Annotated in this window: 16 protein-coding genes and 1 tRNA gene; 9 read left to right on the top strand and 8 right to left on the bottom strand. The window is 71.5% G+C overall.

All coding sequences use genetic code 11. The annotated features are described in order from the left end of the window. Nucleotides 1-98: 98 nt before the first annotated feature. The 7 genes from ACFVR6_RS05170 to ACFVR6_RS05200 are packed head-to-tail and all read right to left on the bottom strand — an operon-like array spanning nucleotide 99 to nucleotide 4,513. On the bottom strand, nucleotides 99-521 hold the full coding sequence (locus tag ACFVR6_RS05170; RefSeq protein WP_386959468.1) for a pilus assembly protein TadG-related protein: 423 nt from the start codon (nucleotides 519-521) through the stop codon (nucleotides 99-101). Further along, entirely contained in the window at nucleotides 518-985 is a 468-nt protein-coding gene (locus ACFVR6_RS05175) for a TadE family protein (RefSeq protein ID WP_386959470.1), read from the bottom strand. Before ACFVR6_RS05175 ends, ACFVR6_RS05170 begins: the two co-directional genes overlap by 4 nt. Further along, nucleotides 960-1,301, bottom strand: coding sequence for a TadE/TadG family type IV pilus assembly protein (locus ACFVR6_RS05180; protein WP_386959472.1), 342 nt, complete (start codon nucleotides 1,299-1,301; stop codon nucleotides 960-962). The genes ACFVR6_RS05175 and ACFVR6_RS05180 overlap by 26 nt, the downstream gene beginning before the upstream one ends. A 41-nt stretch (nucleotides 1,302-1,342) precedes the next feature. Then, nucleotides 1,343-1,546 (bottom strand): hypothetical protein, encoded by a 204-nt coding sequence (locus tag ACFVR6_RS05185; RefSeq protein WP_386959474.1) that lies wholly within the window; start codon nucleotides 1,544-1,546, stop codon nucleotides 1,343-1,345. A gap of 26 nt (nucleotides 1,547-1,572) precedes the next feature. After that, complete coding sequence (locus ACFVR6_RS05190) at nucleotides 1,573-2,496, bottom strand: type II secretion system F family protein (protein ID WP_386959476.1); 924 nt, start codon at nucleotides 2,494-2,496, stop codon at nucleotides 1,573-1,575. Further along, nucleotides 2,493-3,350, bottom strand: coding sequence for a type II secretion system F family protein (locus ACFVR6_RS05195; protein ID WP_386959478.1), 858 nt, complete (start codon nucleotides 3,348-3,350; stop codon nucleotides 2,493-2,495). Before ACFVR6_RS05195 ends, ACFVR6_RS05190 begins: the two co-directional genes overlap by 4 nt. Next, a complete protein-coding gene (locus ACFVR6_RS05200) occupies nucleotides 3,347-4,513 on the bottom strand; it encodes a CpaF family protein (RefSeq protein ID WP_386959479.1) in 1,167 nt (388 codons plus the stop codon). The genes ACFVR6_RS05195 and ACFVR6_RS05200 overlap by 4 nt, the downstream gene beginning before the upstream one ends. 41 nt (nucleotides 4,514-4,554) lie before the next feature. Between ACFVR6_RS05200 and ACFVR6_RS05205 the strand changes: the two genes are divergently transcribed. The 9 genes from ACFVR6_RS05205 to ACFVR6_RS05245 all read left to right on the top strand — a co-directional run bounded on the left by ACFVR6_RS05205 (nucleotide 4,555) and on the right by ACFVR6_RS05245 (nucleotide 13,099). Beyond that, nucleotides 4,555-5,346 carry an OmpL47-type beta-barrel domain-containing protein gene (locus tag ACFVR6_RS05205; RefSeq protein WP_386960266.1) on the top strand — a complete coding sequence of 264 codons (792 nt, stop codon included), beginning with the start codon at nucleotides 4,555-4,557 and terminating at the stop codon, nucleotides 5,344-5,346. A 53-nt stretch (nucleotides 5,347-5,399) separates the two neighbouring features. Then, nucleotides 5,400-8,006 carry a helix-turn-helix transcriptional regulator gene (locus ACFVR6_RS05210; RefSeq protein ID WP_386959481.1) on the top strand — a complete coding sequence of 869 codons (2,607 nt, stop codon included), beginning with the start codon at nucleotides 5,400-5,402 and terminating at the stop codon, nucleotides 8,004-8,006. A 247-nt stretch (nucleotides 8,007-8,253) separates the two neighbouring features. Then, nucleotides 8,254-9,384, top strand: a complete 1,131-nt coding sequence (locus ACFVR6_RS05215) for a glycosyltransferase family 2 protein (RefSeq protein ID WP_386959483.1) — start codon at nucleotides 8,254-8,256, stop codon at nucleotides 9,382-9,384. Nucleotides 9,385-9,418: 34 nt separating this feature from the next. Next, entirely contained in the window at nucleotides 9,419-9,580 is a 162-nt protein-coding gene (locus ACFVR6_RS05220; RefSeq protein ID WP_386959484.1) for a hypothetical protein, read from the top strand. 63 nt (nucleotides 9,581-9,643) lie between these two features. Next, entirely contained in the window at nucleotides 9,644-10,450 is an 807-nt protein-coding gene (locus ACFVR6_RS05225; RefSeq protein WP_386959486.1) for a hypothetical protein, read from the top strand. A 141-nt stretch (nucleotides 10,451-10,591) separates the two neighbouring features. Continuing rightward, nucleotides 10,592-11,122, top strand: coding sequence for a universal stress protein (locus ACFVR6_RS05230; RefSeq protein ID WP_386959488.1), 531 nt, complete (start codon nucleotides 10,592-10,594; stop codon nucleotides 11,120-11,122). A gap of 136 nt (nucleotides 11,123-11,258) precedes the next feature. Further along, entirely contained in the window at nucleotides 11,259-12,095 is an 837-nt protein-coding gene (locus ACFVR6_RS05235) for a formate/nitrite transporter family protein (RefSeq protein WP_386959490.1), read from the top strand. Between the two features lie 59 nt (nucleotides 12,096-12,154). Beyond that, nucleotides 12,155-12,236, top strand: a tRNA-Leu gene (locus tag ACFVR6_RS05240). Between the two features lie 65 nt (nucleotides 12,237-12,301). Beyond that, complete coding sequence (locus ACFVR6_RS05245; protein WP_386959492.1) at nucleotides 12,302-13,099, top strand: DedA family protein; 798 nt, start codon at nucleotides 12,302-12,304, stop codon at nucleotides 13,097-13,099. Here the strand turns inward: ACFVR6_RS05245 and ACFVR6_RS05250 are convergent. Continuing rightward, on the bottom strand, nucleotides 13,096-14,043 hold the full coding sequence (locus ACFVR6_RS05250; protein WP_386959494.1) for a non-homologous end joining protein Ku: 948 nt from the start codon (nucleotides 14,041-14,043) through the stop codon (nucleotides 13,096-13,098). The two genes, ACFVR6_RS05245 and ACFVR6_RS05250, sit on opposite strands and share 4 nt — an antisense overlap. Nucleotides 14,044-14,059 lie beyond the last annotated feature (16 nt).

A 14,059-nucleotide genomic window follows, 5' to 3' on the forward strand; every position in this document is an offset into this window, starting at 1 on the left:
TCGACCCTGCCCGCCGGTGGCGTACCGCGGGCGGGTCTCTGCCGTGGGCGGAGCGGCTCAGAGCAGAACGCGGCCCGCCTCGGGTGACGAGGGGATCGTCACAACAGCGCGTTGCGGCTGGTCGCCGTCGCCTCCAGCGGCACGCCGTCGGGAACGAACAGCGTCAGGATCGGCGGATGCCACACCGTCGCGACCGTCACGCGCGCGGAGACACCGTCGGGCGTACCCGCCGAGATGAGCGTCGCGGTACCCACCGCCGCCACGATGTCCGCCGCCTGCTCGTAGACACCCGCGTCGGTGAGGTCGGCCATCGGCTCGCCCGCCTCGACGGTCAGCGTGAACCCGTCGGCTCCGGCGAGCGCTGCGGCATCCGCAGCCGACTCGAGGCGCTTCTGCGCCAGATACAGGCTGGTCGCATCGACGCACACCAGGATCAGCACGATCGCGATCACCGCATACCCGAGCGACAACAGCAGAATGCTGCCCTCGTCCTCCTGGGTGAGACGCTGCCGGCGCGTCACTGTGCGCCCCAGAATCGAGAGACCTTCTGCACGGCGGCCGCCTCGACCGGGATGCTCGCGATGTGATCGAGCCCGAGGATCGGCGGCACGAGCGGCAACGTCACCCGCGTCGCCACCGTCACGTGGAGGGTCGCTCCGGATGCCGGGCACGCGCTGCCCGCAGGGGTGCACGTGACCGCCACCTCGACCGCGTCGGCGGCGAGACCGTACTCGTCGACGACCGAGGCGAGGATCGCTTCGGCGCGTGCGGCGGCCGTCGCGGCATCCGGCGCCGTCGCTACGGCGCGCGCGATGTGGCGCGCGCCGGACTCTGCTCCCAGCGTCTGCCCCTGCACGGCACCGAGAGCCACGATCAGGTAGACCAGCGGGACGAGAAGGATCACCCCGACGAGGATGAACTCCAGCGCCGCCGCCCCTTCGTCGTCGGGGCGTTCCCGTTCACTGCAGGCTCTCCGCCGGAGCATGGGCGCTCACCTCCAACGCCCGGGGAGCACCGAGCAGCCCCACGAGGGGCAGCGTGGCGCGCACGGTCACCTGCACGGCGTCATGGCCCAGGTGGGTGGTCTCCACGACATCGACACCCTGCGCGAACTGTCCCCCGACGCTGCGTTCGATGATCGTGCGGGTGCGCTCCGCACCCTCGGCGAGGGTGGTGTCGGCGAGCGCCGCGTGGAAGGCGCCTTCGACCGCGGCATCGTGCACCACATTGCGCACGTAGACGGCCAACCCGAACTGCAGCACGGCCAGGGTGAGCACCGTCAGCAGCGCACCGACGAGCACGAACTCGACCGGGCTCGAGCCGGCGTCGTCGTCCCGAGAGGCTACAACCCGGAGACGCTCTGGATGGCCTGTTCGAACAGGCCGGCCAGCGCGGGACCGGCGACCGCCCAGATCACCACCACCAGTCCCGCGGTCATGAGCGTCACGAGTACCCAGCCCGGCACGTCGCCACGTTCGTCGTCGTACAGCCCACCCCACGCCGTGCGCAGCCGCGCCGCCGCTCTCACCTTCTGTTCGCGGAACATAACCGCCTCCTTCCGACCGCATGCGGTCACCCGAATCCGACTCGAAGCATGAACACCCCTGGGAAGATCGCGAACAGCACCGAGAGGGGCAAAATGAGAAAAACCAGCGGGAGCAGCATGAGAATCTCTTTGCGCCCCGCCTGTTCGATCAGGACCCGCTTGGCGTCTTCGCGGGTGTCGGTGGCCTGCGCCTGCAGCACCTGCGCCAGCGGCGCTCCCCGCTCGAGCGCCGCCACGAGATGATCGATGCTGCGCGTCAGCGCCGGGATGTCGAGGTCGCGGGCCAGGCCTGTGAGCGCGTCCGGCAACGGGGCCCCGGTGCCGACCGCGAGCACCACCCGGCGGAGCTCGCCCGGCAGCTCCCCCGACCCCACGTCGCCGACGCGGCGGAGCGCGTCGAGCACACTCTCCCCCGCCGCGAGGCACAGCGAGAGGAATTCGAGGATCGTCGGGAGCTCCTCCTGCGCATGGGTCACCCGCGCCCGCGCCGCCCGGCTCAGCCGCACGTCGTAGATCGCGGCGGCGGTGACGGCCGCGATCGGCGGGAGCAGCACGGAGCCTGCCCAGAACCGCCCTGCCACGGCGAGCACGACGATGACGAGCGCCCCGATCACGAGGCCCCCAAGCGCCCAGCCGAGCTGGCGACCCCGGAACTGCGTGGCATCCATCTGCCACGAAGCCTGCCGCAGCCGCCGGGCGATCACCGTCGATCCTCCGAGGGCGGCGGCGGTGCGGTCGCGCCAGGTGCGCCACGCACTGGCGACGTCGAGTGTCGGCACGGCGAGCGGAGTCAGGCCGAGCGGGTCCGCCGCGTCACGGAGATACGGGGCGATGCGGTCCGCCAGCCGCACCGCGCCCCACCTCGGCATCCGCATCATCACCAGCAGGAGACCGACGGCGAGCGCACCACCGAGGACCACCGCGAGCGCGACTTCGGTGACGGCGCTCATCCGAACCACCGCCGGGGTTCGGGGAGACGCCCGATCCGCACCATGATCCGGTAGGCGATGACCGAGACCGCGGCGCCGACCAGCACGAGGACGACGCCCTCCGCACTGCCATACGCCCGCGCGCCCTCGGGCCGGAGCGTGAGCAGCCCCAGGATGACCCACGGCGCGATGACCCCCAGCGCCGCCGCACCGCGGATCCATGACTGCCGCGCTTCCACCTCGGCGCGCAGCGACGCATCGGCGCGCACCGACGACGACAGCGATCTCAGCACGACGGGCAGTTCCGTCCCGCCCACCTGACGGGTCATGCGCAGTGTCTCGACGATGCGATCGGCCACGGGGTCGGCGAGCGTGTACTTGAGTCGCAGCACGGCGGAATCGAAGTGTCCGGAGGCATCGAGGTCCCGGGAGAACACCGCGAACGCGGGGCGCAGCTCGGTCGGCGCCGAGTGGGCGAGGCTCGACACGGCATCCGGCAGCGACATCCCCGCCCGCACCGACGCGATGAGCAGATCGCAGACATCGGGCCACAGACTGCGACGGCTCCGCAGGCGCCGCGAACCGCGCCCACGCAGCCACGCGTACGGCGCGGCTGCTCCCGCGACACCGGCGACGCACGCAAGAGCCGGGAGCGCGGTCACGAGCCACACGACGGATGCCGCGACCAGCGCGAACAGCACGCTCGCCGCCACGAAGATGCGGGGCCGAGTCCGCGCGAAACCGGCGGCCGCGAGCAATCGGTCGATGCGTGGCGTCCCGGTCGGCCGGGCACGGTCGGGGCGAGCGGGCCAGAGCCAGGGAGAGACCGCCAGGAGGATCCCGGCCGCCAGCATCCCACCCCAGACGAGCGTCACACGTCGCCCGCTCGGTACAGGGTCTGCGCCTCGACGAAGCCGTCGACGACGCGACCGGTCGGTGCCGTGATCTCCGCCACGCGCCGGTGTCCGCTCGGCTCCCGCTCGCAGTGCACGACCAGATGAACGGATGCCGCGACGGCCGGCAGCACGAACCCCGGGTCGATGTTGCGCCCTGCCAGCAGGGGAAGCGCGGCGAGCTTGGCGAGGGCTTCCTGGGCGGAGTTCGCGTGGATGCTCGCTGCTCCCGGCACCCCGGTGTTGAGCGCCAGCAGCAGGTCGAGGGCCTCGGCGTCGCGCACCTCCCCGACCACGAGCCGGTCGGGCCGCATGCGCAGCGCCTCCTTCACGAGCCGGCGGAGGGACACCTCGCCGGTGCCTTCCAGGCTCGGCTGGCGCCCCTGGAGGGCCACGATGTCCTCCGCATCCACTGCGAGCTCGAACGTCTCCTCCACCGTGACGATGCGCTGCTCGGACGGGCACGCGGCGATGAGCGCGCCCAGCAGTGTGGTCTTGCCGGTGTGGGTCGCCCCCGACACCAGCACGCTGCGCCCCGCCGCCATGGCCCCGCGCAGCATGTCGGCGGCGCGTTGTGTGAGCGACCCCGCGGCGACCAGCCGATCGAGGTCCCGGTACATCGGCAGGAAGCGGCGGATGTTCACGGTCCAGTGCTTGCGCGTGATGTCCGGAATGACGACGTGAAGCCGCGAGCCATCGGGCAGCGACGCGTCGACGAACGGCTGACTCAGATCCACGCGGCGACCGGTGGCGTGCAGCATCCGCTCGACCAGATCGCGCACCGCGGTGTCCGTCAGTGCCAGCGGCAACCGCTCCGTGCGCCCCTCGCGGGCAACGAAGATGCGGTCGGGCGCGTTGATCCAGATCTCCTCGACCGTCGAATCGTCGAAGTAGGGCTGCAGCGGCCCGAACCCGGAGACGGCCGCGAGCACATCCCGCACGCACGCGCCCTCGTCATCGACGGTGACGAGCCCGCGCGCCAGCGCGTAGTCGTTGTGTCGACGCACCTCGGCGAGCGCAATGTCCGCCGCCACCTCGGCGACGCGACTCGGGTCGACCTGCTCGGCCCGCAGCCGGTCGCGCACGCGCTCGGTCACCGCCGCGGTCACATGCGCGGCACCGGTCGGCGCGAAGGCGAGGCTCACCCGCGCATCCTCCCAACGCTGCGCCGGCCGCGTCGCGACTTATCCACAGCGGTGCGGCCCGGCCCCAGGCATACGTCGGGAACCTCCCCACCGACGTCGCCACCCCCGACCGCGCGCACGCCGGGTTCACCCGGGTCGCCCTCGAGCCTGGACAGTCCGCCGAGGTCGCGATCCCCATCGATCGCCGCTCCCTGCAGTACTGGGACGTCGATGCGAATCGGTGGGTCACTCCGACGGGCGCCGTGCCGCTGTATGTCGGCAGCTCGCTCGAGGACATCCGCGTGACGGGAGAGCTGTCGGTCCCCGCCGACACCGTGGCGCCGACGGTCACCATCACGCCCGATCCCGCGCAGCCCGACGGCGACCGGGGCTGGTACGTGTCTCCGGTGACCCTCGCGTTCGCAGCGACCGACGATCAGGACGCCGCGCCCGTCGTGGAGGTGAGCGTCAACGGCGGCGAGTTCTCCGTGCAGGACGGCCCACTCGTGCTCGAGGCCGACGGCGTGTATACCGTGACGGCGCGAGCGAGGGATGCCGCGGGCAACGTGTCGGAACCGGTGACGGTGGAGATCAGACTCGACCGCACGCCCCCGACGGTCACCGCCGAACGCACACGGTTGCGGCTGCTGATCGCGATCTCGGCGTCCGATCAGGTCTCGGGCGTCGCGAGCATCCAGTACCGCTACCGGCTCACCGTGGGCGAGCGGGACATCACCACGCCCTGGCGGCGTTACGTCTCCCCGGTGCTGGCCCTTCCCAACGCGCGGCTCGTCCTGGAATACCGCGCCACCGACAACGCCGGCAACGTGAGCGCCGTGAGCACGTTCCCGTAGCCGTGACCGGCGCCGGTCTGGCGGGCGGCCGGGCCCGCGACCATAGTTGACCTATGGCGACGCCGGACACGCGCAGCGAGCTGATCCACACGGTCACCGAGGCGCTGAGCGGGGGTACCTGCGTCGTGCTCGTGGGTTTGCCGGGCTCGGGACGGCGTGCCACTCTGGGCACCGTCGCCGAGCGGTTCGCCGCAGCGGGAGGCTCGGTGCGCACCATCGCGGGGTTCGATCCCGAGGGCCGCCCTCTCGAGTCCCTCGCCCTGTCGGGAGTGGTCTGGCCGGCCGCCGCGGGTGCGGCCACGCTGCCCGTGGCCGTGCAGGCGCTGTCCACGAGCCCGCCGAACGAGCCGCTGCTGCTGGTCATCGAAGATGCCGACCGTCTCGACGAGACCTCCGCAGCGGTCGTCGCCGCCGCTCTCCGGCAGCCGTGGATCATGGTCGCCGCGGCGGTGCGACCGCCCTACCCCGGCTCCCCCCGCATCGAGGCGGCACTGGCCGCGCGTGAGACGACCGTGCTGTGGATGCCCACCCTCCCGTTCGAGGAGGTGCACCGCCTGGTGTCGGATGTGCTCGACGGTGATGTCGCGACAGACGCGGTGGGACGCATCTATGCGCTCTCCGGCGGGCTGCCGGGCATCGCTGCGGCGATCGCGGCGGAGGGGCGACGGGCGGGAAAGCTCGAACCGGCATCGGGACGGTGGACCGCGCAGCGCGACCTCTGGACCCCGGCCATGGCCGTGGTGCTCGGACGCCTCGTCCTGGACCTCACCGAGGAGCAGCGCGATGCCTGCTGGGTGCTGGCCGAGCTCGGGCTGACCGACGTCGACACCGTGCGCGGTCTGCTTCCGTGGTCGGTGGTGACGGCCCTGGATGACCGCGGTCTGGTGCGATTCGTCGACTCCGACGCCGGCCCTCTGGTCGCGCTCTTCCCTCCCGTGCTCGAGGATCATCTGCGCCATCGATCGCGCAGCGCGCGCGGCCAGGCGGCCCGCACGGTCGTCGATGGGGCCCGTGCGCTGCTCATCGACCCGCCGAGCGCGCGACCGTCGCTGGACGCGCCCCTGCGGTGGTCGTCGTCCGCGGAGGCCGCGGCGATCCTCGGCCGCGTGCTGCGCGAGGACGCCTCCGCGCGCGTCGTGGCTCGTCGTGCCGCCTGGGAGCGGGATGCGACCCCCACCACGGCGGTGGCGTACGCGCAGGCGCTTCTCGACGACGGAGCCCCCACATCCGACGTCGACCTTGTGCTGGCCGAAACGCACGAGCATGCCCCATCCCCCTCGGCACGCGACATCCTGCGGCTGCGGGTATGGGAGGCGGTCTACCTGGGCGTCGTGCAGCACGACCCGCAGCGCGCCCTGAGGGTGCTCGCCGACGCCCGCGCCCTGGGACCCGACAGCGCGGCTTTGGTGCACGCGGTGGAGCAGCACCTGCGCCTGATGGTCGCCACCCTCGGCCCCGCGGAGCTGCCGCCTCAACCCGAGAGCGGCGAGATCGAGGCCGTGCAGCGGCTCGCCGCCCCGATCCCGCGTCTGGGCGTGCCCCTGTGGCAGACGGTGGACGTCGTGCGCCTGGTGCACGGCGAAGTGCTGCTCAGCAGCGGGCGGGTGAGCGACGCGGCCGCCCATTTCGCCGACCTCGCCCCCACCGATCCGCTCCGCCGCGACCCTTACTCGGTGCCGTCGCTGGCTCAACTGTGCCACGGCGACGTCGCGGGCGCGGTGGAGCGGTCGCTGCGCGAGCTCGACCTCGCTCGGGGCAGCCTGGATCGCACGCGCATCGAGCCCCACGGGTACGTCGTCGCGCTGGGACTGTACGTACAGGGGCGACTCGGGCCCCTGCGGGATCACCTGACGAGCCTCTTCGCCGTCAACGCCCCGGCGCCCCTGGTGCCCGAGTCGCGGGCGGGGCTGCTCGGCATCAGTGCGACGCTGTCGCTGTGGGAGCGCAACGATCCCAGCGCGCGGGCGATGATCGCCCAGCTCGAGGCGCTGAAGATCGGCGGCGCGCCCTTCCCCCTGATGGGGCCGCGGGTGCCCGCCGCAGCCCTCGCCGTCGCGGAGGGAGTCCCGCCGGCCGAGGCGACGCGCGAGGCCTGGCAGCGCGTGGCGACCCTCATCGACCAGGGGTACCTGCTCGCCGCGGTGTTCGATGGCGTGAGACTGGTGGACCTGAACCTCGAGGAGGACATCACCGCCCGCCTGGCCCAGGTCGCCTTCGCCGGTCAGGGCGTCGTGCTCCCCGCTCTCGGGGCCCTGCTGGAGGGCGCTCTCGCCCGGTCGCCCGAGCAGCTGCTGGCGACGGCGACCGCGCTGCGCGGCTTGGGCCTGCATCTCTACAGCACCCGGGCCCACACGATGGCCGTGCGGCTGCTGCGCCAGGAGGGTCGCAGCCAGAAGGCGTCGCATGAGGCGTCCCACCTCCGCAGGCTCGTCCACGAAGTCGGCGACGACCTGTCGCTCGTGCTCGGCGACGGTCTCGATCCGGCATCCGTGCTGACGGCGCGGGAGCGCGAGGTGGCCCGTCTCATCGCCGGCGGCGCCAGCAACCGCGAGGTCGCGGACCGTCTGGTGGTCAGCGAGCGCACGATCGACAACCACCTCTACCGCATCTTCCGCAAGCTCGGCGTCAGCACGCGTGAGGAGCTGACGGGCCTGGTCTGAGACCGGGGCCCCGCCCGCGCGACCGCGCCGGCCGGTACTCACGCGCCTCGCGCGGATGCTCGGCGGCCACCTCCGACGTGCTCGTTCCCCGGCGTCGCGGTACTCATCTGCGGCAGCGGTCGGGCTGTGCGTGCTCCGCGCGGCGTGGACTTGTGCGCGACGGCATCGCATGGATGCCGCGGCGCGGTCGCCCGCCCCCGGCGGCCATCGTCCGCCGGCAGAAACCGGCAGAAAGCCTGGTTGCGCCATGCCCACGGCCCTGCGTTCCGCTCCGCCCGCGCGCCGCGTCGTGCGCGCCCGTGAGCTCGCGGTGATCATCCCCGCGCACAACGAAGCGGATGCCATCGCCGGCACCCTCGACGCGCTCTCGCGTCAGACCGCCGTCCCCCGCCGGGTGATCGTGGTGGCGGACAACTGCACCGATGAGACCGGCTGGCGTGCGGCGGCGCACGGGGCGCACGTCATCGAGACGAAGCAGAACGCGCACCGCAAGGCCGGCGCGCTCAACCAGGCGCTCGCCGAACTCGGCGATGACGCGCCCCCGTTCGTCCTGATCCTCGACGCCGACACTCGTATCGAGCCGGACTTCATCGAGGTCGCCCTGGCACAGCTCGCCGCCGACGACGCCCTCGGCGCGGTGAGCGGGCTCTTCGTCGGCGAACGGCCGACGAGCATGCTGCAGCAGTTCCAGGCGAACGAGTACATCCGCTACGGCACGCAGATCCGCGCCACGGGCCGGGTGAGCGTCGTCACCGGCACCGCGTCGATGTTCCGTACCGCGGCCCTGCGCGACGTCGCCGCGGCGCGCGGAACGAGCCTGCCTGGCACCCCCGGAGACGTTTACGACCGTGCCGCGATCACCGAGGACTCCGAGCTGACCCTGGCTCTGAAGAACTGCGGGTGGCGCATGGTCGCCCCTGACGCGTGCGTGTGCACGACCGAGCTCATGCCCACGTGGGGCGATCTGCACCGCCAGCGCGTGCGCTGGTACAAGGGCATGCTCGACAACCTGCGCGAGTACGGCATCTCCCGCGTGACGCTGCGGTACTTCGCGCAGCAGGCGATGATCCTCGTCGGCATCCTCACCATCGCCACGCTGCTGCTGCTGACCGCACTGTCGATCGCGGCCGGCGCCTTCGCCGTGCACGGTCTCTGGTTGGCGCTGGGCGGCGTGTTCGTCGCCGAACGCATCGTCACGGTCTGGCCGGGCGGCTCACGCGCTCGACTGCTCGCCGCCGCCGTGCTGCCGGAGATCGCCTACGACATGGCGCTGCAAGCGGCGTTCCTGCACGCCGTCGCCCTCGCACTGCTCCGGCGCGACACCGCGTGGAACCACGTCACCGCGCCCGAAGCCGCCTCACTCGTTCCGTCGCGCTGACCACGCGCGGACCCGAACCAGGAAGGACCCCTCCATGTACCAGCTCAACAGCACGGCCACCGGCGTGCTGGCCACGACCGGCGCCGCCTTCGCCCACACCTGGGTCGCCGGCTGGACGCTCTTCGTCGCCGGCCTGGCGGCCCTCTCGATCGCCCGCGTCGCCGGTATGCGGCGCCGCGACGAGAGCCCGTCCTGACTGCCCGGCCCGCCCAGGCGCACCGCACGCCACGGGCAGTCACCCGAGAGAAAGGAAGAACCGATGAGAAAGATCGTCGCCGGCGCCACCGCGGCGCTGGTGATCGCCGCCAGCCCTCTGCTGATGGGCGCGTCCGCCGCGCACGCCGCGGACGACACCGTCTGCATCCCCAGCGAGGCCTGGACCGAGACCATCGTCGTCTCGCCCGAAATCCCGGCCGTTCCCGGGATTCCGGCGGTGCCCGAGATCCCCGAGGTGAGCCACATGGAGACCGTCGTCATCCAGGAGGCCTGGACCGAGACGGTGGTCGACAGGGAAGCCTGGGACGAGGAGGTGTTCGACCACTGGCAGCACTATTCGTGGACCGGTGGACCGCACCTGTCCGACGAGGCCCCGGGATTCCCGGGTGATAACTGGCAGGCCAACGTGCAGGGCGACCCGCACGGCGTGGGCGTCGCAGGCGCGTACTACGTGTCCCACGGCGGGAGCGGCAACGGCGACTGGTTCTACCTAGACGCGGTCACCCGCACCGTGCACCACGACGCGGAGACCCACACGGTGGAGCACCCGGCCGTGACCGCCGAGGTCAAGGTGATCGACCAGCCCTACGTGCCGGGCGTCCCCGAAGTGCCCGGCGTCCCCGCCGTCCCGGCGGTGACCGAGGAGGTCGTGCACCCCGCCGTCGTGTGTCCTGCACCCGCTCAGGTGCCGTCACAGGCGAAGGCCGCCGCACAGGAGCAGCCGACTCAGCAAGCGGAAACGCTGGCGCTGACCGGCGGCGCCGACACCCTGCCCGTCGTGGTCGGCGGGGCAGGTGCGCTCGGCCTGGGGGCCCTGGCCCTCGGCATGCGCCGCTTCGTCAAGAACTGACGGATCGGCTGCACTCGCGCGTGCGCGCCGTGGTCTTCCCCGGCGCGCACGCCGTTTCATATGGCGCGGCACGAAAGATCGACGGATCGACTCGCGCCTTTCCGGCTGGACCCGATCACACCGGCACGGGATGATGGCGATATGTCCACACGGCGCACCGACCTCAGCCCTTCGCCCACGTCTCGCGTGACGATCCCCTGGTCACAGCCCGGCATCCTCGTCGGCGTCGACGGATCCGACTCGTCGCACGCCGCACTGAGCTATGCCGCAGACCTCGCACGCACGCTCGGGCTCCCGCTGCACGCGGTGACGGTGTGGGACGACCCGTCGCTGATGTGGCGCGACCCCTACACCTATTTCGGCGAGCCGCAGGTGGACTTCGAAGCCAACGCCAAGCAGCTGGTGGATGCCGAACTCGCGCGGGTCTTCGCCGATGAGGTTCCCGACTGGGTCACTGCGGCAGCGCAACCCGGCAGCGCAGCCCGGGCCCTCATCGACGCGTCATCGGAGGCCGCGATGCTCGTGGTCGGCAGCCGCGGGCACGGCGGCTTCGCGGGGCTGCTCCTGGGTTCGGTGAGCAGCGCGTGCGCGTCCCACGCCCATTGCCCGGTGCTCGTCGTGCGGGATCGCGACCGGGTGATCGGACCGGGTGCGGCCGCGGGACGTTCCTGACACTCATGACCCAGCCACGTCGTGGTCTGACCACAGCTTTTTCACGGCGGCGGACCGGGCGCCCTTCAGACGGGCAGAGCACCATGGGACCCATGGGCACACCGCGTTCTGCACCCCTCTCGCGTTCGGCGACGCCATGCTGAGCATCGAACAGGCACTCGTCGTCCAGGGGGACGCTGCCGCGCACAAGGTCGATGGGCTGCGCTCTCCCGCCCGCTTCGTCGTCTCCGGCGCGCTCGCCGGGGCGTACCTCGGCATCGGCGTCGTCCTGATGATCAGCACCGCCGGTCCCCTCATCGAGGCCGGGACGGGTGCGGGCAAACTCGTGAGCGGCATCGTCTTCGGCGCAGCGCTCACCCTCGTCGTGTTCGCCGGCGGGGAGCTTGCCACCTCGAGCATGATGACCCTCACGCAGGGCACCGCGATGCGCCGCGTCCACGGCGGGCGGGCGCTACTGGCGCTCCTCGTCACGTTCGCCGCCAACATGATCGGCGCCGCCGCGTTCGCGGCGCTCGTCGCCGGGGCGGGGGTGCTGCACAGCAATCCCGCCGCCGAAGCGATGCTCACCGACATGCTCGCCGCGAAGGCGGGCGAGACGCCGCTCGAGCTCTTCCTGCGCGGCATCCTCTGCAACGTGCTGGTGTGCCTGGCCATCTGGATGGTCGCGCGACTGACCACCGACGGCCCCAAGATCGCCGTCATCCTGCTGGCCATCCTCGCGTTCATCGCCTCGGGCTTCGAGCACGTCGTGGCGAACATGACGACCTACGCGCTCGGCATGATGACCGGCATCGAGGATGCCACGTGGGCCGACTTCGGGGGCAACATGCTGTGGGTGGGGCTCGGAAACCTCGTCGGCGGCGCGCTGCTGGTGGGCCTGGCGTACTGGTTCGTCGGCGGCTCACCGCGCCACCACGCGGCCCCCGCCGACGCCACCCACGCCGCGCCGATCGCCGCCGTCGAGAACCGCTGAGATCGTCGGGATAACCCCCGCAGGAGGGGTCCGCGGGCCCCGCTAGACTGGGGCGACCCGCGGGAGTGGTGGAATTGGCAGACACGCAGGATTTAGGTTCCTGTGCCTTCGGGCGTGTGGGTTCAAGTCCCACCTTCCGCACGAGTGGATGCCACGGCGGCATCCGTTGCCTTTGACCACGGCCACGGCCTGACGACGGGATCCCTGTGCTCGACCTCGCACTGACTGCACCGACCGCGCTGATCCCGTGGCTGGATCCCGAACAGATCATCACGGCGGCCGGCCCCTGGGCCCTGCTCGTGGTCTGCTTCATCATCTTCGCCGAGACCGGCCTGCTCGTCGGCTTCCTCCTCCCCGGCGACACGCTGCTGGTCATCGCCGGTCTCCTCTCCCACGCGCAGCCCTACGCGCCAGAGGGCGTCTTCGGCATCAGCGTCTGGTGGGTCGCGCTGCTCATCGGCCTCTCCGCCTTCGTCGGCGGTGAGGTCGGCTTCTACATCGGGCACAAGGGCGGCCCGGCGATCTTCGAGCGCAAGGAATCGGGCCTGTTCAGCCGCAAGAACGTCGAGCGCACCAACGCGTTCTTCGAGCGCTTCGGCGGGCTGACGATCATCCTGGCCCGCTTCGTGCCGATCGTGCGCACCTTCGCCCCGGTCGCCGCGGGCGTCGGGCACATGCACAAGGGCAAGTACACGCTGTACAACCTCATCGGCGCGGTCATCTGGGGCTTCGGCCTGACCATGTTCGGCTACGTGATCGGCTTCATCCCGCCGGTCGCGTGGTTCGTGCAGGAGTACATCGACCTCATCCTCCTCGCCGCCGTCGGCGGCACGGCCATCGTCACCCTCTGGCACTACGTCTCCGAGCGCCGCAAGGCCAAGAAGGCCGCCGCCGCAGGCGAGGACGTCGTGACGGATGCCGACGAGGCCGAGGAACTCGTGCTCGACCCGGAGGTCTTCGAGCGCGGTCCCGAGTTCGACGACGACGACAACCCGCGCCGCTAACTCGCCTTCTTCTTCGCCGGCGCCTTCTTGGCGGCCGGCTTGGACGAGGATGCGGCCGGCTTCGTGTCGGACTTCGTGGCCGGAGGCTTCTTCGCGGCCGGCTTCTTCGCTGCGGGCTTCTGCGCGGGCTCGTCCTCGGTCTTGCCGCCGCCGCGCGCGGCCCGTGACCGCTCGACGCTGGCACGCAGCGCCGCCATGAGGTCGATCACCTCGCCCCCGGTCTCCGCTTCCTCCGTCTCGCCGAACGTCTCCGAGGTGTCCAGCGCATCGCCCTGCTCGAGCTTCGCGTCGATGAGGGTGCGCAGCTCCTCCTGGTACTCGTCGGTGAAGTCCTCGGGAGCGAAGTCGGAGGCGAAGCTCTCGACGAGGCTGGCCGAGAGCTCCAGCTCCTTCGCCGAGATGCGCACCGACTCGTCGAGCGCGGGGAACGCGGCTTCGCGCACTTCGTCGGCCCACAGCAGGGTCTGCAGCACCAGCACGTCGCCGCGCACGCGCAGGGCGGCCAGCCGGGTCTTCTGACGCAGCGAGAAGCGCACGATGGCGGTGCGGTCGGTCTGCTCGAGGGTCTTCCGCAGCAGCACGTAGGCCTTCGGCGACGTCGAGTCGGGTTCGAGGTAGTAGGCCTTGTCCAGCGTCAGCAGATCGATCTGCTCGCTCGGGACGAATTCGACGACGTCGATCTCGCGACTGCGCTCGGCCGGGAGCGACGCCAGGTCGTCTGCGGTCAGCACGACCGTCTGCTCGCCGTCGTCGTACGCCTTGTCGATGTCGGCGTACGCGACGACCTCCCCGCACACCTCGCACTTGCGCTGATACCTGATGCGCCCGCCGTCGGCATTGTGCACCTGGTGCAGCGGCACGTCGTGGTCTTCCGTGGCGGAGTAGACCTTCACCGGCACGTTCACCAGGCCGAAGGTCAGCGCACCCTTCCAGATCGCCCTCATGCACCCAGTGAACACC

It is taken from the genome of Microbacterium sp. NPDC058021 (assembly GCF_042885955.1).
Classification (GTDB): Bacteria; Actinomycetota; Actinomycetes; order Actinomycetales; family Microbacteriaceae; genus Microbacterium.

What these genes read in the sequence shown, in the direction of transcription:
- ACFVR6_RS05175 (WP_386959470.1), bottom strand. Translation starts at nt 985, where the DNA reads ATGCTCCGGCGGAGAGCCTGCAGTGAACGGGAACGCCCCGACGACGAA.
- ACFVR6_RS05185 (WP_386959474.1), bottom strand. Translation starts at nt 1,546, where the DNA reads ATGTTCCGCGAACAGAAGGTGAGAGCGGCGGCGCGGCTGCGCACGGCG.
- ACFVR6_RS05190 (WP_386959476.1), bottom strand. Translation starts at nt 2,496, where the DNA reads ATGAGCGCCGTCACCGAAGTCGCGCTCGCGGTGGTCCTCGGTGGTGCG.
- ACFVR6_RS05210 (WP_386959481.1), top strand. Translation starts at nt 5,400, where the DNA reads ATGGCGACGCCGGACACGCGCAGCGAGCTGATCCACACGGTCACCGAG.
- ACFVR6_RS05215 (WP_386959483.1), top strand. Translation starts at nt 8,254, where the DNA reads ATGCCCACGGCCCTGCGTTCCGCTCCGCCCGCGCGCCGCGTCGTGCGC.
- ACFVR6_RS05220 (WP_386959484.1), top strand. Translation starts at nt 9,419, where the DNA reads ATGTACCAGCTCAACAGCACGGCCACCGGCGTGCTGGCCACGACCGGC.
- ACFVR6_RS05225 (WP_386959486.1), top strand. Translation starts at nt 9,644, where the DNA reads ATGAGAAAGATCGTCGCCGGCGCCACCGCGGCGCTGGTGATCGCCGCC.
- ACFVR6_RS05230 (WP_386959488.1), top strand. Translation starts at nt 10,592, where the DNA reads ATGTCCACACGGCGCACCGACCTCAGCCCTTCGCCCACGTCTCGCGTG.
- ACFVR6_RS05235 (WP_386959490.1), top strand. Translation starts at nt 11,259, where the DNA reads ATGCTGAGCATCGAACAGGCACTCGTCGTCCAGGGGGACGCTGCCGCG.
- ACFVR6_RS05250 (WP_386959494.1), bottom strand. Translation starts at nt 14,043, where the DNA reads ATGAGGGCGATCTGGAAGGGTGCGCTGACCTTCGGCCTGGTGAACGTG.